At 59.5% G+C, this 18,752-nt stretch carries 18 protein-coding genes; 14 read left to right on the forward strand and 4 right to left on the reverse strand.

The features are described 5' to 3' along the window. Positions 1 to 44: 44 nt before the first annotated feature. The 9 genes from alr to groL all read left to right on the forward strand — a co-directional run bounded on the left by alr (position 45) and on the right by groL (position 8,432). Entirely contained in the window at positions 45 to 1,151 is a 1,107-nt protein-coding gene (alr, locus tag IEU99_RS05470; protein ID WP_128890411.1) for an alanine racemase, read from the forward strand. After that, complete coding sequence (gene tsaE, locus IEU99_RS05475; protein WP_128890410.1) at positions 1,148 to 1,627, forward strand: tRNA (adenosine(37)-N6)-threonylcarbamoyltransferase complex ATPase subunit type 1 TsaE; 480 nt, start codon at positions 1,148 to 1,150, stop codon at positions 1,625 to 1,627. The genes alr and tsaE overlap by 4 nt, the downstream gene beginning before the upstream one ends. A 311-nt stretch (positions 1,628 to 1,938) precedes the next feature. Continuing rightward, positions 1,939 to 3,543, forward strand: coding sequence for an aspartate:alanine exchanger family transporter (locus IEU99_RS05480; RefSeq protein WP_128890409.1), 1,605 nt, complete (start codon positions 1,939 to 1,941; stop codon positions 3,541 to 3,543). A 108-nt stretch (positions 3,544 to 3,651) separates the two neighbouring features. Further along, positions 3,652 to 4,125, forward strand: a complete 474-nt coding sequence (locus IEU99_RS05485; RefSeq protein WP_128890408.1) for a hypothetical protein — start codon at positions 3,652 to 3,654, stop codon at positions 4,123 to 4,125. Positions 4,126 to 4,129: 4 nt separating this feature from the next. After that, positions 4,130 to 4,810, forward strand: a complete 681-nt coding sequence (gene tsaB / locus IEU99_RS05490; RefSeq protein ID WP_128890407.1) for a tRNA (adenosine(37)-N6)-threonylcarbamoyltransferase complex dimerization subunit type 1 TsaB — start codon at positions 4,130 to 4,132, stop codon at positions 4,808 to 4,810. Further along, positions 4,807 to 5,316, forward strand: coding sequence for a ribosomal protein S18-alanine N-acetyltransferase (rimI, locus tag IEU99_RS05495; RefSeq protein ID WP_128890406.1), 510 nt, complete (start codon positions 4,807 to 4,809; stop codon positions 5,314 to 5,316). The genes tsaB and rimI overlap by 4 nt, the downstream gene beginning before the upstream one ends. Continuing rightward, positions 5,313 to 6,359 carry a tRNA (adenosine(37)-N6)-threonylcarbamoyltransferase complex transferase subunit TsaD gene (gene tsaD / locus IEU99_RS05500; RefSeq protein WP_128890405.1) on the forward strand — a complete coding sequence of 349 codons (1,047 nt, stop codon included), beginning with the start codon at positions 5,313 to 5,315 and terminating at the stop codon, positions 6,357 to 6,359. The genes rimI and tsaD overlap by 4 nt, the downstream gene beginning before the upstream one ends. Before the next feature lie 150 nt (positions 6,360 to 6,509). Beyond that, complete coding sequence (gene groES, locus IEU99_RS05505) at positions 6,510 to 6,806, forward strand: co-chaperone GroES (protein WP_123960799.1); 297 nt, start codon at positions 6,510 to 6,512, stop codon at positions 6,804 to 6,806. 9 nt (positions 6,807 to 6,815) lie between these two features. Further along, positions 6,816 to 8,432 carry a chaperonin GroEL gene (groL, locus tag IEU99_RS05510; RefSeq protein WP_128890404.1) on the forward strand — a complete coding sequence of 539 codons (1,617 nt, stop codon included), beginning with the start codon at positions 6,816 to 6,818 and terminating at the stop codon, positions 8,430 to 8,432. A gap of 61 nt (positions 8,433 to 8,493) precedes the next feature. Here groL and IEU99_RS05515 read toward each other — a convergent pair whose 3' ends face one another. Next, complete coding sequence (locus IEU99_RS05515) at positions 8,494 to 8,784, reverse strand: WhiB family transcriptional regulator (protein ID WP_123960797.1); 291 nt, start codon at positions 8,782 to 8,784, stop codon at positions 8,494 to 8,496. Positions 8,785 to 9,137: 353 nt separating this feature from the next. Here IEU99_RS05515 and IEU99_RS05520 point away from each other — a divergent pair, with 353 nt between their 5' ends. Beyond that, positions 9,138 to 9,704 carry a sigma-70 family RNA polymerase sigma factor gene (locus IEU99_RS05520; RefSeq protein ID WP_128890403.1) on the forward strand — a complete coding sequence of 189 codons (567 nt, stop codon included), beginning with the start codon at positions 9,138 to 9,140 and terminating at the stop codon, positions 9,702 to 9,704. Further along, complete coding sequence (locus IEU99_RS05525; RefSeq protein WP_128890402.1) at positions 9,697 to 10,647, forward strand: hypothetical protein; 951 nt, start codon at positions 9,697 to 9,699, stop codon at positions 10,645 to 10,647. The genes IEU99_RS05520 and IEU99_RS05525 overlap by 8 nt, the downstream gene beginning before the upstream one ends. Before the next feature lie 71 nt (positions 10,648 to 10,718). Here the strand turns inward: IEU99_RS05525 and IEU99_RS05530 are convergent, their stop codons facing one another. Continuing rightward, on the reverse strand, positions 10,719 to 11,093 hold the full coding sequence (locus tag IEU99_RS05530) for a DUF5319 domain-containing protein (protein WP_128890401.1): 375 nt from the start codon (positions 11,091 to 11,093) through the stop codon (positions 10,719 to 10,721). Positions 11,094 to 11,282: 189 nt separating this feature from the next. Here IEU99_RS05530 and guaB point away from each other — a divergent pair, with 189 nt between their 5' ends. After that, the gene (gene guaB / locus IEU99_RS05535; protein WP_128890400.1) at positions 11,283 to 12,803 is read left to right on the forward strand and encodes an IMP dehydrogenase; all 1,521 of its coding nucleotides are present in this window, start codon (positions 11,283 to 11,285) and stop codon (positions 12,801 to 12,803) included. 34 nt (positions 12,804 to 12,837) lie between these two features. Further along, on the forward strand, positions 12,838 to 13,962 hold the full coding sequence (locus IEU99_RS05540; RefSeq protein WP_128890399.1) for a GuaB3 family IMP dehydrogenase-related protein: 1,125 nt from the start codon (positions 12,838 to 12,840) through the stop codon (positions 13,960 to 13,962). 63 nt (positions 13,963 to 14,025) lie between these two features. Here IEU99_RS05540 and IEU99_RS05545 read toward each other — a convergent pair whose 3' ends face one another. Further along, on the reverse strand, positions 14,026 to 15,972 hold the full coding sequence (locus IEU99_RS05545) for a fructose-specific PTS transporter subunit EIIC (RefSeq protein ID WP_128890398.1): 1,947 nt from the start codon (positions 15,970 to 15,972) through the stop codon (positions 14,026 to 14,028). Positions 15,973 to 16,141: 169 nt separating this feature from the next. Here IEU99_RS05545 and guaA point away from each other — a divergent pair, with 169 nt between their 5' ends. Further along, the gene (gene guaA, locus IEU99_RS05550; protein ID WP_128890397.1) at positions 16,142 to 17,719 is read left to right on the forward strand and encodes a glutamine-hydrolyzing GMP synthase; all 1,578 of its coding nucleotides are present in this window, start codon (positions 16,142 to 16,144) and stop codon (positions 17,717 to 17,719) included. 119 nt (positions 17,720 to 17,838) lie between these two features. Here the strand turns inward: guaA and IEU99_RS05555 are convergent, their stop codons facing one another. Then, positions 17,839 to 18,705, reverse strand: coding sequence for a PspC domain-containing protein (locus tag IEU99_RS05555; protein WP_164931185.1), 867 nt, complete (start codon positions 18,703 to 18,705; stop codon positions 17,839 to 17,841). Positions 18,706 to 18,752: the final 47 nt, after the last annotated feature.

Raw genomic sequence — 18,752 nt, forward strand, 5'->3', positions numbered from 1 at the left:
CCTTGAGGTGGCACCGCCTGGCACAGGTGGCAGAATAGAACACCATGAATCTGCTCGAAGCCCGCATCAACCTCGATGCCATCGCCGCCAATACCGCCAAACTCAAGGCAAAGGTGGCGCCAGCGAAGTTGATGTGTGTGGTCAAAGCCGATGGCTACAACCACGGCGCTTTAAAGGTAGCCCAAGTGATGCAAGAAGCAGGCGCCGATCAATTTGGCGTCGCTACCTTTGCAGAAGCCCTTGCACTGCACCAATCAGGTGTGCAACGCCCGATCATGTGCTGGCTTTGGTCGCCCGATCAAAACGTCGCTGAAGTGCTCGACGCTGGAATAACGGTGGCGGTGGCGTCGAAAAGCCAAGTGCAAGCAGTGCTGCAGCACGGTCGCGGCAAAGTAGTGATCAAAATTGATACCGGCATGCACCGATCGGGGGTGCTTGAGCAGCAGTGGGAAGAGATTATGCGCGCCCTAGCCCACTCCGAACTGGAAGTGACCGGGCTGATGAGCCACTTTGCTTGCGCCGATGACCTTGAAAGCAGCGCCACCGATGAACAAATTGCGGTATTCAAACGAGCCATCGAGCTCGGGCGTTCTCTCGGTTTGGCCCTGCCATGCAACCACATAGCCAACTCTCCAGCAGTGCTTTCACGCCCCGATGCCTACTTTGAGATGGTGCGCCCCGGCATCGCCCTCTACGGCTACGAGCCGATCAAAGACAGCAATCATGGGCTTGAAGCAGCGATGCAATGGGTGGCCCGAGTAACGGTGGTGAAAAAGATCGCCGCTGGTGATGCGGTGAGTTATGGGCACACCTGGCGCGCCCCGCATGACGGAGCCATCGCGATTGTGCCGGCGGGCTACGCCGATGGTTTAGCGCGCGCGGCCCAAGGCCACCTCGAAGTCACTATCGGCGGCAAGCGCTTCCAGCAAGTAGGCAGGGTTTGCATGGACCAGATCGTGGTCTTCCTCGGCGCCGATGAAGCAGGAGTACAGCCCGGCGATGAGGCAGTGATTTTTGGGCCAGGAGGAATGAGCGCTGGCGAGCTCGCGGATGCCCTTGGCACCATCGACTACGAGATTGTCTGCAGCCCCAAGGGGCGCACACGCAGGGTGTACCAGCACACGCACACTCACCTTCAGGAGCAAGCATGATTGAGCTATCTTCCGGCAACCGAACCTGCCCCGATGTGGCAAGCACCCAAAAGCTTGCAGAAGAAATTGGTGCCCAACTCAGCGCCGGCGATGTGGTGATTTTGGTTGGACCTTTGGGCGCGGGCAAAACCACCTTTACCCAAGGGCTTGCCCGAGGCCTTAAGGTGCAAGGTCGGGTGACCTCGCCCACCTTCCAGATTGCCCGAGAACACCAACCCATCAACGATGGCCCTACGCTGATTCACGTGGATGCATACCGCCTGCTTGAAGCCGGCGAAGATCCCATTGACGCGCTGGAATCATTGGATCTTATTACCGAGCTCGATCACGCAGTGGTGGTGGCCGAGTGGGGCGGGGGCATGATGGAGCAGCTTGCTCAGCGTTTTATTGAAATCACCATTGATCGCACCACCGCAGCCGAGCAGGATCCGGAATCGGAAGCGCGGATCATCTCCTGGGAAACCAAGGAAGTCTAGGTAGCGCGCGAATAGGTAGGTGGGGGGGGTCCGGCATCGAGGTGGGGGTGCGAGCCTGATGCCTTTGAGTGCTCTTGAGGCCTTGGCCCGGCCTGACGCCGCGATGCAAGCCTGATGCCTTGGCCCGGCCTGATGCCCCGATGCAAGCCTGATGCCGAAGGCGAAGCTCCCCGAAAGGGGCTGAGGTCACACCGGCGTCTGATCTCAGCCACATTTTCGGCTCTGAGCTTGAGCTGGCACGCCCTCCTGGCAAGAATCGTGAGTGCTGTTTTTTACACCGATTATCGGATTTTTTGAAAGGCGAGACACCCTTGCTGGATTATTTGGCAACATCGCCGCTGCTCACCTTGGTCATCATTTTGGCCCTGGGTCTGGCGCTGGGAAAGATACGTTGCTTTGGCATCTCTTTAGGCGCCGCGGCCGTTTTGTTCGTGGCCTTGGCCTTATCCACGCTCAATCCCGAGCTTGAGCTGCCACCACTGCTGTATCAACTTGGCCTTGCCATGTTCGTCTACGCCATTGGCCTCGAAGCCGGCGGAGCCTTCTTTGCGCAGTTCAAAGCCCGCGGCTGGAAGCTGAACCTCTTCTTAGTGGTGCTGCTTGTGGCGATGGCGGTGCTCTCTGTTGCGATTGTGAAGCTGCTGGGCATCGAGCCGACCATTGGTGCTGGCATGTTTGCCGGTGCGCTGACCTCCACGCCTGGTATGGCGGCGATGGTCAATATGTTGGGCAGCATTGATCCTTCTCAATCAGCCCAGCCCGTGGTGGGTTACTCCCTGGCATACCCGGGTGCGGTGATTGGTTCCATCGTGGTGGCTGCGGTGGGCGCGAAATTGCTCAAGGTGAATCACCGTGAGGACGCTCGCGCAGAAGGCCTGATCAGCGATCCGCTTGCGTGGCGTGGTGTGCGCATCGGCGAGGGGGTCCATGGCCGTATTGGTGATGTGCAGGCCATTACCGGCCAACAGGTGATTGCAAGCCGCATTGTGCGTTCCGATCATGAGCATGAGCTGGGAATGCGCGATCGTGAGCTTTGCCCCGGCATGGTGTTGGTGCTCAATGGCACCCCTGATGCTTTGGAAAAGGCCATCGCGGTGTTGGGTGAGCCGGTGGAGTTGAGCCTCGATGGCACCAACTTGGTGTATTCGCGCATCACTGTTTCAAATAAGGACATCGCCGGTATGAGCCTTGGGCAGCTCAATACGTGCTCGCGTGGCTTCCTCGTTGTTCGCGCCCGCAGGGGTGATGCTGATGAGGTTCCAAACCCAAGCACCGTCATTCGCCTTTCCGATCGTGTGCGTGTGGTTACCACCCCTGAGCGTTTGCCGGAGGTTCGCCGCTACCTCGGGGATTCTGAGCGTGAGCTTGCCGACGTCGACCTCTTGCCTTTCTTTATCGGCCTCCTCGCGGGTCTTCTCTTAGGCATCATCCCGGTTCCCTTGCCGGGCGGCAATACGCTTTCGCTCGGCTTCGGTGGTGGCCCGATTGTGGCTGGTTTGGTGCTCGGCGCCATGGAAAAGAGTGGTCCTTTGCGCTGGCAGGTTCCCTACCACGCGAATCGCACCATCAGCACCCTAGGTTTGAGCATCTTCCTAGCAGGTGTGGGCACCAAGGCTGGCGTCGGTTTCCGCCAGGCGATCACCGACCCAAGCTCCTTTGCCGTGATCGGCGGCGGTTTCATCGTCACCATCGCCTCGGCGGTGCTCTGCGCTGCGGTGTGCATGCCAGTACTGAAACTCAAATGGGATGAGGCGATGGGCGTGGCAGCAGGTATGACCACGAATCCTGCCGTGATCTCCTATCTCAATGGTCAAACCACTACTGAGCTTGCAACCAGAGGCTATGCCACGGTGTACCCAACGGCGATGATCGGCAAAATTATCGCCTCGCAGGTAGTGCTGCTCTTACTTATCTAGCCGCAATATGTGTGGGCAAGCTGAGCCAGTCGGGTGGCGCGTAGTAGCGTTTGATGTAGCAAGCAACCGGCGTGAAGCGACGCCGTGCACCTTTCGAAAGGATCCACCATGCAACTACCCAAGCCGCTCCGCGCACTCGCTACCGTGCTGATTGTGCTGTTCCTGCTCATCGTCGCCGGCATGATTTTCAAGGCCAGCCAGGAAGAGCAACAGCCACTTTCGGGCAAGCGCCTTGAGGCAACGCTGCAAAAGCTTGAAGATCAAAACATCCACATCGCAGGCCTTGTCATGGCGGATCTCTATGGCACCGAGTGGATGGAAGCCGCTACCGTGTGCTCCGGCATGACCGTTGAGCAGGTAGAGCAGCTCGGCGTTGGTTCTGACCTCTTTGCCATTGAAGAAGGCAGCATCCCGATGGATAAGAACTACCTGGTCTTCGTCAACCAGGATGGTGACTTCGCCTCTGCGGAATTCAACACCGAGGACGTCAATCTGTGCTTCCAGGGTCAGCCCACCGCCTTCCGCGCCTATGACATGAACCAGTTCTACCTCGACGGCGATACCTGGATCTTGGCAGGTTAAACCCTTGTTGCTGCTCACGATCGATAGTGCCACCCCGCGGCTTGTGCTTGGGCTTGTACGCGACGCCGAGGTGCTGGCACAGCGTTGCTTAGACGATGCCCGCCGCCACAACGAAGCATTAGTGCCAACGGTGCTAGAGATGCTTGAGGCCACGGGTTTCAGCTTTGATGATCTCCAAGGGGTCGTCGTGGGCTGTGGCCCTGGGCCATTTACCGGCTTGCGTGTGGGCATGGTCAGCGCCATGGCCTTCGCCGACGCTTTGGACATCCCCGTCACCGGTGTGAGCAGTCACCGCGCCATCGCCTCGCAGCTTCCAGGCTCGAAGGTGCTGGTAGTTACCGACGCTCGACGTCGAGAGGTGTACTACACCGAGCTTGTCGACGGCGCAGTGCAACAAGGCCCTGAGGTGTGCAAACCCGCGGATCTGCCAGCAATGCAGGTGGATACGCTCAGCGTCCCGGAGCATCTAGAGCAGGCGGTGCTTGAGCAGGTGCGCGCCGGCAAGGTCGTCCACGAGTACCCGAGTGCACGCGGGCTTGCTGCAGTGGCTGAGTTCGATCCGCCTCAGCCACCGGAGCCGCTGTATTTGCGCCGCCCGGATGCCAAAGAGCCCACGGTGCGAATTTCTCCTGCGATCCCGCAGGATGCAACCCAACCCCCTGCTGGGGAACAGTCGCAGGCATGAGTGCAGATGGCCACCAAGGCGAAGCCGCGTTGCGCATTCGCCCGCTCAGTGACTTCGACGCCCCACGCTTAGCGCACTTAGAGCAGCAGCTTTTCTCCGGCGATAATCCCTGGTGCGCGGAGGATTTCCGCGCCGAGTTCTCCCAGCCACACACGCTGTATCTCGGCATTGAGTTAGATCAGCAGCTCGTGGCCTATGCGGGTGTGGCGTTTCTTGGCCCTGCACATCAACTCGAATGCGAGATTCACACCATCGGCGTTGATCCCGCCTACCAGGGCAGGGGGCTTGCCCGGGCGATGATGAATCAGGTGTGCGCGTTGGCTGATCAACGCGGTGCTGCCATCTTTTTAGAGGTCCGCACAGACAACGAGCCCGCGATTGGCCTGTACGAGGCCTTTGGTTTTCAGCGCATTGGGCTTCGCCGCAATTACTATCAGCCCTCTGGGGCCGATGCCTTTACTATGCTGCGTCCTTGTTCTTCTGATCTTGCGAAAGGTGCCTCATGATCATTCTGGGCATTGAGTCCTCCTGTGATGAAACAGGCGTGGGCATTGTTCAGCGCCACGACGATGGATCGCTGGAAGTGTTGGCCAATACGGTTGCCAGCTCGATGGAACAGCATGCCCGCTTTGGTGGTGTGGTTCCAGAGATCGCCTCTCGTGCGCACCTGGAATCGATGGTGCCAGTGATGCGAGCTGCCCTGGCCGAGGCCGGTATTCGCCGCCCGGATGCGGTAGCGGCCACCGTTGGCCCCGGTCTTGCAGGTGCGCTCTTGGTGGGTGCCTCTGCGGCGAAGGCCTACGCGGCTGCTTGGAATGTGCCTTTTTATGGCGTGAATCATCTAGGCGGGCACGTGGCTGTGGCCAATTTGGGCGGTGCAGAGCTCGGCCATTGCGTGGCGTTGCTGGTATCGGGTGGCCATACGCAATTGCTTGAGGTGGAAGCAGTGGGCAGTCCGATGCGTGAGCTTGGCTCCACGCTTGACGACGCCGCCGGCGAGGCCTACGACAAGGTCGCCCGTCTGCTGGGCTTGGGGTATCCCGGTGGCCCGGTCATTGATCAGTGGGCGCAGCGGGGAGATAAGAAGGCCATTCGTTTCCCTCGTGGCTTGATGCGTGCCGATGAGATGCGCGGAGAGCACCGCTTTGATTTCTCTTTCTCTGGGCTCAAAACCTCCGTGGCTCGCTATGTAGAAGCAGCCGAGCGCGAGGGGCGAAGCATCGATATCGCCGATGTGTGCGCCAGCTTCCAGGAGGCGGTATGCGATGTGCTTTCTGCCAAGGCGGTCTTGGCGTGTAAAGAAACCGGGGCGCCTACCTTGCTGCTTGGTGGGGGAGTCGCTGCGAATGCTCGTTTGCGTTCATTGCTTGGCGCCCGGTGCGCAAGCGCCGGCATCGAGTTGCTGGTGCCGCCACTGAAATTGTGTACCGATAACGGCGTGATGATTGCCAGTTTGGCGGCCGAACTCATCCATGCTGGTGGCAAGGCATCTGGCCTGGATGTGGGCACCAATACCGGCCTTGACGTGAGCATTCCTTTGGTGAGTTAGCTCTAAGCAATCACGCTTGAAGCCTTAGCACTGTAACGAGTAGAGTGCTAAGAGGTTGTCTCAGACACACAGTTGTTCACCCGCGACGACGGCTGTGCTGGCATCTGCAACCGGCACAATTCTTTGACACTTCATCAATGGAGGAACACCGTGGCAAACGTTCAAATTAAGCCGCTCGAGGACCGCGTTCTAGTAAAGATCAGCGAAGCCGAGACCACCACTGCTTCTGGTCTGGTGATCCCGGACTCTGCTAAGGAAAAGCCCCAGGAGGGCGTTGTTGTTGCAGCAGGCCCCGGCCGCTTCGCCGACGATAAGCGCGTGCCCATGGACGTTAAAGAGGGTGACACCGTGGTCTTTTCCAAGTACGGCGGCACCGAGCTGAAGTACAACGGCGAAGAGTTCTTGCTGCTCAACGCCCGCGACATCCTCGCGATTATCGAGAAGTAAAGGCCCCATATGGCAAAGCTCATTGCATTTGACCAAGAAGCCCGCGAAGGCTTGCTCAAGGGTGTCGATACCCTAGCCAACGCTGTGAAGGTCACCCTTGGACCGCGTGGCCGCAACGTTGTGCTGGATAAGAGCTTCGGCAGCCCCACCGTGACCAACGATGGTGTGACCATTGCTCGTGAGATCGACGTTGAGGATCCTTTTGAAAACCTCGGCGCACAACTGGTGAAGTCCGTTGCGGTCAAGACCAACGACATCGCCGGCGATGGCACCACCACCGCAACCCTTTTGGCTCAGGCGCTCATTAGCGAGGGTCTGCGCAATGTGGCTGCAGGGGCAAACCCGATCGAGCTCAACCGCGGCATTCAAGCCGGCGCCGAGAAGGTCGTCGAAGAGCTGCTTGCTCGCGCCCAAGAAGTGGCATCGGCCGCCGATATTGCCAATGTGGCAACGGTGTCTTCTCGCGACCCGGAGGTTGGCGACATGGTCGCAGCCGCCATGGAAAAGGTCGGCAAAGATGGCGTGGTAACGGTAGAGGAATCTCAGTCCATCGAGTCCTATCTCGATGTCACCGAGGGTGTGTCCTTTGATAAGGGCTTCCTTTCTCCCTACTTCATCACCGACACCGACTCCCAGCACGCCGTGCTGGAAGATCCCGCCGTGCTGTTGGTGCGCAACAAGATCTCCTCACTGCCGGACTTCCTCCCGCTGCTGGAGAAGGTTGTAGAGGCCAATAAGCCACTGCTGATCATTGCTGAGGACGTTGAAGGCGAGCCGCTGCAGACGCTCGTTGTGAACTCCATTCGCAAGACCATCAAGGCAGTAGCGGTAAAGGCTCCGTATTTCGGTGAACGCCGCAAGGCATTCATGGATGACCTCGCCGTGGTCACCGGTGCCACCGTGGTGGACCCGGAAGTTGGTGTGACCCTGAACGAGGCCACCCCGGAGGTCTTTGGTTCGGCACGTCGCGTGACCGTGACCAAGGACGAAACCATCATCGTCGACGGTGCTGGTACCGCCGATGCGGTGGAGCGTCGTCGCGAGCAGATCCGCCGCGAGATCGAAACCACGGATTCCTCCTGGGATCGTGAAAAGGCCGAGGAGCGTTTGGCCAAGCTTTCCGGTGGCGTTGCCGTGATCAAGGTTGGCGCCGCCACCGAAACTGAGGTCTCCGAGCGCAAGTTGCGCGTAGAAGACGCCATCAACGCTGCCCGTGCTGCCGCTCAAGAAGGCGTGATCGCCGGCGGCGGTGCCGTGCTGGTGCAGATCGCTGAAGAGCTCAAGAACTTTGCTGAGCAATTCGAAGGCGATGCCAAGGTTGGCGTGCTGGCTCTTGGCCGCGCACTGCAAAAGCCTGCGTATTGGATTGCCGATAACGCCGGTAAAGACGGTGCCGTGATTGTCTCGCGTGTAGTCGAGCTGAACAATGGTGAAGGCTTTAACGCCGCCACCTTGGAGTACGGCAACCTGATCGAGCAGGGCATTATCGACCCAGTCAAGGTCACCCACTCCGCCGTGGTCAATGCCACCTCCGTGGCACGCATGGTGCTCACCACTGAAGCATCGGTGGTAGAAAAGCCGGCTGAGCCTCAGCCGCAGGCCGCAGGCCACCACCATCACCACTAAAAGCGCATAGCGTAAAAGCACCCTCACCTTATGTAGGAGAGGGTGCTTTTTGGTGTTCGAGCTAGCGCTGTTCGATGCGAACGGAGCGCAAATAGCGCTGACGCTCACCTTCGGTCATGCCGCCCCAGATGCCATAGACCTCGCCGGTGCTCAACGCATGTTCGCGGCAGGCCTTTAATACGGGGCAGGTTTGGCAGATTTCTTTTGCACGACGCTCACGCATCATGCGGGCGCGACCACGCTCGCCTTCGGGGTGATAGAAGGTATCCGAGCTTTCGTCGCGGCAAGCTCCTTCGAGCCGCCAATCCCATTGCACCGTATAAGGGCCTGGGAGAACGGTCGTGGTAGGCATGCGTAGGCGCTCCTTTGAGAAGACGATAAAACAATAGGATGTGGTGCAGCCGGATCAACGCAGCGACGGTGTTAAGCGGCGCCGAGGTTGAAAATGCAGCGGGTGCCAGGGCGTGCTTCCCTAGGATGACGCAAGCAAGTAAACAACACATGATGCGCACATGACCTTTAGGCGATGTTTCTTCAGCCCATTGGCAAACACCAAGCTCAACCGTGGTGGCACCTCACGCGCGATGCTCCGGAGGGGGCGTGGGTGGGGTGTTTGCGAGCAGGGCGTTGGGTCAATGATGGTGACAGGGACTAGAATTTCTTCATTGACTACGCCAGATATGCGTTATTGCAAGGAGAAACTACGTGAGCGACGAGGATGAGCTTCAACGGCTAGTGCCGAAAGCTCAAGCCGGCGATGCCGTAGCTCTCGAGCGCATCATCGAAATCTCCTATCCCGTGGTGCTGCGCTACGCCCGCGCACGCATGTCCGGGGGTAGGCACCCCACCCCCGAGGATGTAGCTCAAGAAACCTGTCTTGCCCTAGCAAATTCCATCGAGCGCTATGTCGATCGGGGCCGACCATTCCTTGCTTTCGTGTACGGCATCGCCTCAAACAAGGTGGCAGACGCGATGCGCTACTATAAGCGCGATCTTGCACACCCCACAGATGAGGTGCCCGACACGGAAATCGTGCATGATACACCTGAGCATTTGACCATGACGCAAGCAGGTAGTAACAGGATGCTTGCATTGCTCGATGTACTCAGTGACAAAGCTCGTGAGGTTGTAATCCTCAGGGTGTTTAATGGTCTGAGTGCTGATGAGACGGCCGAAATTTTAGGTAGTACTCCAGGCGCAGTCCGTGTGGCACAGCATCGAGCACTCGCAACACTAAGAAAGGCTCTGGAGCAGGAGCGTGGCAATGAATAGGCGACACCCGAAACAAGAGGGCGTGACTCGTCGGCAGCTAGAAATGCTGCGCGAGGATGACGCCTTCTTGAGCGCGCTTGCGCAGGGTGTTGATCCCAGCGACGGCCGTGATGAACTCGCGGCCCTATTCCTCCAAGCGCGTGAAGAAGTCAGTGCTGATATGCCCAAGGCGCCAACACTGGCCGAGCTTGGTTTTCATGGTTCTGACAAGGCATTAACCAATGAGATGCCGGCTGTCGATGCTCCAGCACCGCGCAGGCGTGGCCGCTTCGCCGCCGAGGAAGCTACAGAAGGCGATGCCGAAGTTATTCAGCTTCACCGCCCAACCCGTGCGCTATTCCATGGTCTTGTTGGTGCAGCGGCTGCAACGGCCCTGATTGCCGGAAGCGGTGTGGCAATTCATAATGCCGAACCGGGCAGCGCCCTATACGGACTCAACCAGCAGATCTTTGGCAGCAAAGATGTTGAGGTTGTGCAGTTGGCCTCCGCGCTGCAAGAGGCCAATGACTTGAAGGCCAGCGGCGATATTGAAGGCGCAATGCGCAAGCTCGCCGAGGCCCAGGCCTTGGTAGATCGCATGGAGCCGAAGGGCCGCAAGGTGGGGCAATCGCTGGTGGATCGCGTCTCCACCACGATCACCGCGACGGTGACCACCACCGCTCCCGCGCCCGATCAGGACACCACCACGGTGACCAAGACCAAGAACGACAATAAGACCACAACTTCGGAGACCACTCGCACCGAAGAGCCCACGGTGGAAGCCAACCCTGATCCGGTTGATCTTCCCTCAGAAACTCCCACTGAGGAAGAAACCGGCGTGCGTAATGCGCCCCCGGTGGAAGAAAACGCCGAGGCGCAGCCTGGGGTCAAAGACCCAGTCGATAGCATCTCGCGCAGCCTCAGCGAAGTGGTACAAGAGGTCGCACCTGGCATCGACCGCTAGCCTTCGCGCTGTGGATGCACACAGCAGCAAAAAGCCCGGATCACTATGATCCGGGCTTTTCTTTGTGGCTTTTAGCGCCTGCTCATGCCGTCGATATATCCGAGGCAATAATCCCAGGGCACATAGGCATTCGGGTTGGGGTTCATGCTGGGTTCATGCGCGGGGCTGAGCTCTCCGGCCAAGGTGGCGCGCATATTGTTAATCATGATGTCCCAGTCGTAGTAGTGCTCTTCTTGGCACTCCTCGCAAATGGCGACCACGCCCATAACGCCTTTAGGCAGCAGCGCTGCGCGGAATTGGTAGACGAACTGGAGCTCCTGTTTAATCTGCTCGCGATCTTGATCGCTCAGCGGAGGGAGCTGCTCTTCTTCGTCGTCGAAAAGCGAAGCCGGATCGAAATCATCGTCGGCGAAGGGGTCTTTGGGCATTTGCCAGTCGAAGCTCACCCAAGCCAGCCTAAATGGGGTAAGCCGTTAGTTTCAAGTACCCCAGGCAGGCAAATGCACGCACAGTCGGGGGTGTTCGAGTTGCCAAGACAAGCAGGAGCCAAGCCCTGATTGCCCAACGCGGTAGGCTAGACACACAGTTCGCGGCTTCGGCCTGCATGGATCACGGTTTCCAAGGAGAGAGATTCAATGACAGATCAGCGAGTAAGCACCGGTGGCGACGATCCCAACAAGGTTGCACTGGTGGGACTCACCTTCGACGATGTACTACTACTTCCCGATGCATCGGATGTGATTCCCAGCGAGGTGTCCACCGCTACACAACTCACTCGCAATATTCGTCTCAACATCCCGATCATTTCCGCCGCCATGGACACGGTGACCGAATCGCGCATGGCAATCGCCATGGCCCGCGAAGGCGGCATGGGTGTGTTGCACCGCAACCTCTCCATCGAAGAACAAGCCCAGCACGTCGAGGTAGTCAAGCGCTCCGAATCCGGCATGGTCACCGACCCAGTGACCTGCTCTCCCGACATGACCATTGCCGAGGTAGACGCCCTGTGCGCACGCTTCCGCATCTCCGGTCTGCCCGTCGTGGACGATGAAGGCACCTTGCTGGGCATTTGCACCAACCGTGACATGCGCTTCGAGCGCGATTTCGAGCGCAAGGTTTCCGAAGTCATGACGCCGATGCCCCTGGTGGTGGCCGAGGAAGGCGTGGGCAAAGAAGAAGCCCTCGAGCTGCTGAGCCAAAACAAGGTGGAAAAGCTGCCGATCGTCGACAAGCAAGGCAAGCTCACCGGCCTGATTACCGTCAAAGACTTCGTCAAAACAGAGCAGCACCCCAACGCCACTAAGGATGCCTCTGGTCGTTTGCTGGTAGGCGCAGGTATCGGTGTGGGCGAGGAATCTTGGCAGCGTGCAGGTTCGCTTGTCGACGCCGGCGTGGATGTTCTCGTCGTGGACTCCGCCCACGCGCACTCCTCAGGAGTGCTGGACATGGTCTCTCGCGTCAAGCGTGAATTTGGCAAGCAGGTCGATGTGATTGGCGGCAACCTCGCTACCCGCAGCGCAGCCAAAGCCATGATCGAAGCCGGCGCCGATGCCATCAAGGTCGGCATTGGCCCAGGTTCTATCTGCACCACCCGCGTGGTTGCCGGCGTTGGCGCACCACAGATCACCGCCATCATGGAAGCATCGGTGCCCGCACACGAAGCAGGCGTGCCGATCATCGCCGACGGCGGTATGCAATTCTCCGGCGATATCTCCAAGGCCTTAGCAGCCGGTGCCTCCTCAGTGATGCTGGGCTCCATGCTCGCAGGTACTGCTGAAGCCCCCGGCGATATCGTCGTGGTGCAAGGCAAGCAGTACAAGCGCTACCGCGGCATGGGCTCCATGGGTGCTATGCAAGGCCGTGGCCTGTCCGGTGAAAAGCGCTCCTTCTCTAAGGACCGCTACTTCCAGGCCGATGTGAAAAGCGAAGACAAGCTCGTGCCAGAAGGCATTGAAGGCCGCGTGCCCTTCCGTGGTTCCATCGAAGCCATCACCCACCAGCTCGTTGGCGGCTTGCGTGCCTCGATGGGCTACACCGGCTCTGCCACCATTGAAGATCTCCAGCGTGCCAAGTTCGTGCAGATCACCTCTGCTGGTTTGAAGGAATCCCACCCGCACCACATCCAGCAGACCGTCGAAGCCCCGAACTACCGCTAACGCCGACCCAAACGACAAGGGAAACCAACTACTCATGCGAGATTTTGTAGAAATTGGCCAAGGCCGCGAGGCTCGCCGCGCCTACGACCTCCACATGCTCTCCTTGGTGCCTGCACGACGCACCCGTTCCTCCAAGGACGTCGATACCACCTGGAATATCGACGCCTACACCTTCGACGTGCCCTTTATGTCGCACCCCACCGATGCGCTGGCGTCTCCGGAGTTCGTCATCGAGATGGATAAGCAAGGCGGCCTCGGTGTGCTCAACGCCGAGGGGTTGCTTGCCCGCCACGCCGACTTCGATGCCGCTATAGCAAAAGTGCTTGAAGCACGCGGCGATTACCTCGACGAGGATCAAAGCAAAGCCATCCGCACCTTGCAGGAATTGCACCAAGCGCCTTTAGATCAAGATCTTTTGGCCGAGCGCGTAGCGCAGGTGCGCGATGCTGGTGCCACCGTGGCAGTGCGTGTGTCTCCGCAGCGCTGCCGCGAGCTTGCTCCAGCCCTGATCAAGGCGGGCGTGGAGTTGCTGGTGGTGCAAGGCACCATCATTTCCGCCGAGCACGTTGAGCAAGGCGGCGAGCCTTTAAACCTCAAAGAGTTCATCGGCAGTGTTGATGTGCCCGTGATCGCCGGTGGTGTGTATGACTACACCACCGCCTTGCACCTCATGCGCGCCGGTGCGGTAGGCGTGATCGTTGGCGGTGGCTTTAATACCAATGATCTTGCGCTGGGCATTAGCACGCCGCTGGCAACTGCCATCGCCGATGTTGCTGCGGCTAGGCGCGATTATTTGGATGAAACTGGTGGCCGCTATGTGCACGTGATTGCCGATGGTGATCTGTACCTTTCCGGCGACGCCGTCAAGGCCATCGCCTGCGGCGCAGACGCCGTGGTGCTCGGTGCGCCTTTGGCTGCCGCCGAAGAAGCAGCGGCCAAGGGTGCGTTTTGGCCTTCGGCTGCCGCGCACCCGCGCTTCCCCCGAGGCCAGATCGTTGGCACGGAAGGAGATCGCGCCAGCCTTGAGGTGTTGCTGCATGGGCCTTCTGCAAGCGTGTACGGCGAGCAGAACTTTGCTGGTGCCCTCAAACGCGCAATGGCAAAGTGTGGCTACACCGACTTGAAGAAGTTCCAAAAAGTGGGCTTGATCATTCGCTAGCACCCCACTACGACAAACGTCGCCTTGTATTTGCAAGGCGACGTTGTTGTGTTCAAGCGGCAATTAGCCAGCAGGCTGGGTCTGCTCAACCGCGGCACGAACCTCCTGCGGGGTTTTGGCTTGCAGCAAGGCCTCGCGCACCGGAGGCTTCATCAGCGCACGAGAAAGCTGCGCCAAAATCTTTAAGTGCTGGTTGCCGGTATTCGATGCCGGCACACCCAACAAGAACACCAGGTGCACGGGCTGATTATCGGGTGCATCCCATTCGAGGCCTTCAATCACGCGGGCGAAGGCGATAAACGGTGTGCTCACCGCATCATCTTTCAGGTGCGGGATGGCGATGCCATTGCCCACGGCGGTAGAGAACTTCGCTTCGCGCACCAAGGCTGCTGCCACGGCACCTCCAACATCGTGCACTTTATCGGCCACCATGGCGTGCTCTGCTAGCAAATGAATGATGTCTTCTTTGCTGGCGGCCAGGGTATCGAGGACGACGGCGTCGTCGGCAAGCAAATCTGCAATGCCCTCCTGGGCGGGTTGTTGTGGCGCGACTGCAGGTGCTGCTTCGGTGCTTGGCTGATTGGGGGTAGAGCGGCGTTGCAGCGACATGAGCCCGAGGGCCACGGCGGCAGTGACTACGGTGCCTACTGCGATGGCGATGAAGAAACCGGCCACATTATCCACCGCACCCAACACTGCAACGATCGGCCCGCCGTGCATGACGTGGTCTTGCACTGCGAAGGCACCGGCTACGCCACCGGCGACGGCACCGCCGATCACATTCGCGGGGATAATCTGCAGCGGGCGGGCGGCGGCGAAAGGAATGGCGCCTTCGGTGATGCCGAAAAAGCCCATGAAGAGTGCAGCGATGCCCGATTCTGCCTCTTGTTTGCTAAACCAACTGCGGCGAAGCAACGTAGCAAGCCCCATGCCCAGTGGCGGAGTGGCAATCGCAGCAGCCATCATGCCCATGGGGAAAGCATTGCCTGAGGCGATCAGGCCGCCGGAGAAGAGGAAGGCCGTCTTGTTTACCGGACCACCCATATCAAAACCGGCCATGGCACCAAGGATGGCGCCAAGAAGGATCACGCTGCTGCCTTGCATCCCGGCAAGCCAGGTGGTGAGGAATTCAAAGACCCCGGCAACCGGTGCACCGATGATGTAAATAAATGCCAGTGCCACCAACAAGGTGGTGACCACGGGGATGATAATGATGGGCATGATCGGCTGCACATAGCGGTGCACTGGGATTTTCTTCAGCGCCAGTGCCAGGTAGCCGGAGGCGAAACCGGTGATGATGCCGCCGAGGAAGCCTGCGCCTGCCTCTGAGTGGTAGAGCTCCCCGGAAATGGCGATGTAGCCGGTGATCATGCCGGGTGCCAGGCCTGGGCGATCGGCGATTGCCATGGCGATATAGCCAGAAAGGATCGGCACCATCAAGGTGAAGGCCAAGGCGCCTACTGCAGAGATGGTGGCCCAGAAGGAGCCTTCGGGGATCACGAGCCCTTCTTGGGTGGGTTCACCGCCAATGGACAAGGCGATGGCGATGAGCAAACCACCGGCCACCACGAAGGGGATCATGTGGGAGACGCCATTCATCAACGCCTTGTACACGAGGTTGGCTCCCGTGCTGCTGCTTTGGGTGCCGGTGGCAGTGGCAGCGGTGCCGTTGGGCTTATCGCCTGCCAGCGGGGTGGCGTTGGCGGTGCGTTCGAGCAAACCCTTGGGGTTGCGGATGCCTTCGTTTACGCCGGTGACAACCGCGGGGATGCCCTGGAAGCGGGAGAGGTCGATTTGTTTATCGGCTGCCACCACGATGGCGTCGGCTGCGTCTATATCGGCCTGGCTGAAGGGGTTCTCTACCCCCACGGAGCCGTGCGTTTCCACTTTGAGCTCATAGCCGAGCTCCTCGGCGGCCTGGCTGAGGTTTTCGGCAGCCATATAGGTATGAGCAATACCTGTAGGGCAGGCGGTGATGGCAAGAATTGTTTTGGTTTTGGCCATAGTCATCGCTTCTTCTCGGAATCAAAAATGTTCACACATAGTTCAACGAAAATTAGTTTAAATTCTGGCTTGCTGGGCGCAGGCATCGGCGCGGGGTGATTCTGCACAACAGTGATGTGAGATTATGCGGGACGCAGTTCCGGCCAATCCGGGGTGCTGCGTTAGACTCACAGACGTGACAGAGCAGACCCCACAACACCATGATCCGGTGCTGGTCGTCGATTTCGGCGCCCAGTACGCACAGCTCATCGCGCGTCGTGTGCGCGAGGCCAACCTTTACTCGGAGGTTGTGCCGCACACGATGTCCGCTGAGGAGATCCGCGCCAAGCACCCGGCAGCGCTGGTGCTATCAGGCGGCCCCAGCTCGGTGTACGCCGATGGCGCCCCCTCCTTAGACCCCGAGATCCTCGAACTCGGTGTGCCCGTGTTCGGCATCTGTTATGGCTTCCAAGCCATGACGCATGCCCTTGGCGGCACCGTAGCCAATACCGGCAACCGCGAATACGGCCGCACCGATATGCAGGTAGCCGGCGGTGTGCTGCACCAAGGCTTCGAAGAAGAGCACAAGGTGTGGATGAGCCACGGTGACGCCGTATCTGAAGCACCCGCAGGCTTTGAGGTCACCGCCAGCACCGAAGGCGCGCCGGTTGCCGCCTTTGAAAACCTAGAAAAGCGCATGGCAGGCGTGCAGTACCACCCCGAGGTGCTGCACTCTCCTCATGGCCAAGAGGTGCTTACCCGCTTCCTCACCGAGGTCGCCGGCCTTGAGCAGAACTGGACTGCCGCCAATATTGCCGAGGAACTCGTCCAGGCAGTACGCGAGCAGGTAGGCCCAGAAGGGCGTGCCATTTGTGGGCTTTCCGGTGGCGTGGATTCCGCCGTTGCCGCTGCGATCGTGCAGCGCGCCATCGGTGATCGCCTGACCTGTGTCTTCGTCGATCACGGTCTGCTTCGCGCCGGTGAGCGCGAACAAGTGCAGCAGGACTTCGTGGCCGCTACCGGCGCCAACCTCGTCACCGTTGATGAGCGCGAGGCCTTCCTGGCCAAGCTTGCTGGTGTGAGCGAACCGGAGGCCAAGCGCAAGGCCATTGGTGCGGAGTTCATTCGTTCCTTCGAGCGTGCCGTAGCCGGTGTTCTGGAATCAGCACCTGAAGGCTCCACCGTGGACTTCCTGGTGCAGGGCACCTTGTACCCGGATGTGGTGGAATCCGGTGGCGGCAGCGGCACCGCCAACATTAAGAGCCACCACAACGTGGGCGGTTTGCCAGACGATGTGGAATTCAAGCTGGTAGAGCCACTGCGTCTGCTCTTTAAGGATGAAGTGCGAGCCGTAGGCCGCGAGCTTGGCCTGCCCGAGGAGATCGTGGCTCGCCAGCCCTTCCCCGGACCTGGTTTGGGTATTCGCATCATCGGTGAAGTCACCGAAGAACGCCTTGAAACCCTGCGCGCTGCTGACTTGATTGCTCGCACAGAACTGACCAACGCTGGGCTTGATTCCGAGATCTGGCAGTGCCCCGTGGTGCTGCTGGCCGATGTTCGCTCCGTGGGCGTGCAAGGCGATGGCCGCACCTATGGCCACCCCATCGTGCTGCGCCCGGTGTCTTCCGAAGATGCCATGACCGCCGACTGGACGCGCCTGCCCTATGAGGTGCTGGAGAAGATCTCCACCCGCATTACCAATGAAGTTCCCGATGTAAACCGCGTGGTGCTCGACTGCACCTCCAAGCCCCCGGGAACCATTGAGTGGGAGTAATTCCCACAGCTATACCCAGCCACAACACCCCCAGGCCTGAACCAAGGCGTGGGGGTGAGGTGTTTGTGGGGCACAGGCTCGTCGCAAAGCCCAGCCAGGCCCGCCGCCCAAGCTCGCGGCTATTCCACCCAGGAGTGCCCGAAGGTCCCTGAGCCCACTTTGATCTTCAATAATGCGCCTTTGCCTTCGTGGGTGCTGCTTTGGCACTGCGGGGTATCGCCGTCGAGGCATTCGAGTGTGTAGTTGGTCTTGTTCGGCAAAATCACCCCGGCATTGCCGTAGCGGGATTGCACTACTACGGTCTGAGACTTCTTCAGTGGTTGCAGATCCTGCAGGTCAAGGTTCATGCTGCCGAAGTCACTGGTGTATTCCGATTCCAAGGCGCTGGCCTGATCGACGTATTCATAGTGGCTGCGAAACAGTGATGACTGTGCCACTGCTGTGGCTACACCTGCACCAACCAAGAGCACGCACACGGCTGTGACCCAAGGCCAGCGCTTGCGGTGTGGGGGAATGGCTGCCTCGTGCCTGGCTTGAAGTTCCAGGCCTGCGGGCTGTTCGGGGTGCCGCAGGTACAGCAGCCACCACAGTACGCCGGTGGCCACAACGGCGGTGAGTGCGAACGCCGCCATCATGAGCATGAACATCGCCCACCCGATTCCCAGTACGATGAGGCCGATCCAGCCGCCGGCGCGAAGCCCGGATGCGCGCTCTTTCGCCGCGTCGGGGTACTGCAGCAGTGATTGGCCTGGTGAAGTTTCCAGTGGGTAGCGCGGCATGAGCCACCACAGGCTGAGGTAGAGCAGCGGGCCGATGCCGGTGAAGGAGAGGCCAACAAAGACCACCCGAAGCAGCAGTGGGTCGATTTGGAAGCGAAAGCCGATGCCTTCGCATACGCCGGCGATTTTGGCGTTGGAATCATCCATTGCGCGGGGAAGGCGGGCGGGCCGGGTGCCCAGCATCTGAGAAAAAGTATTGGTACTCATGCTGTTGATCATTCTGCCAAGCAGGGGTCGTGCGCATCGGGGTTCGC

This window comes from Corynebacterium pelargi (assembly GCF_014635485.1).
GTDB lineage: Bacteria > Actinomycetota > Actinomycetes > Mycobacteriales > Mycobacteriaceae > Corynebacterium > Corynebacterium pelargi.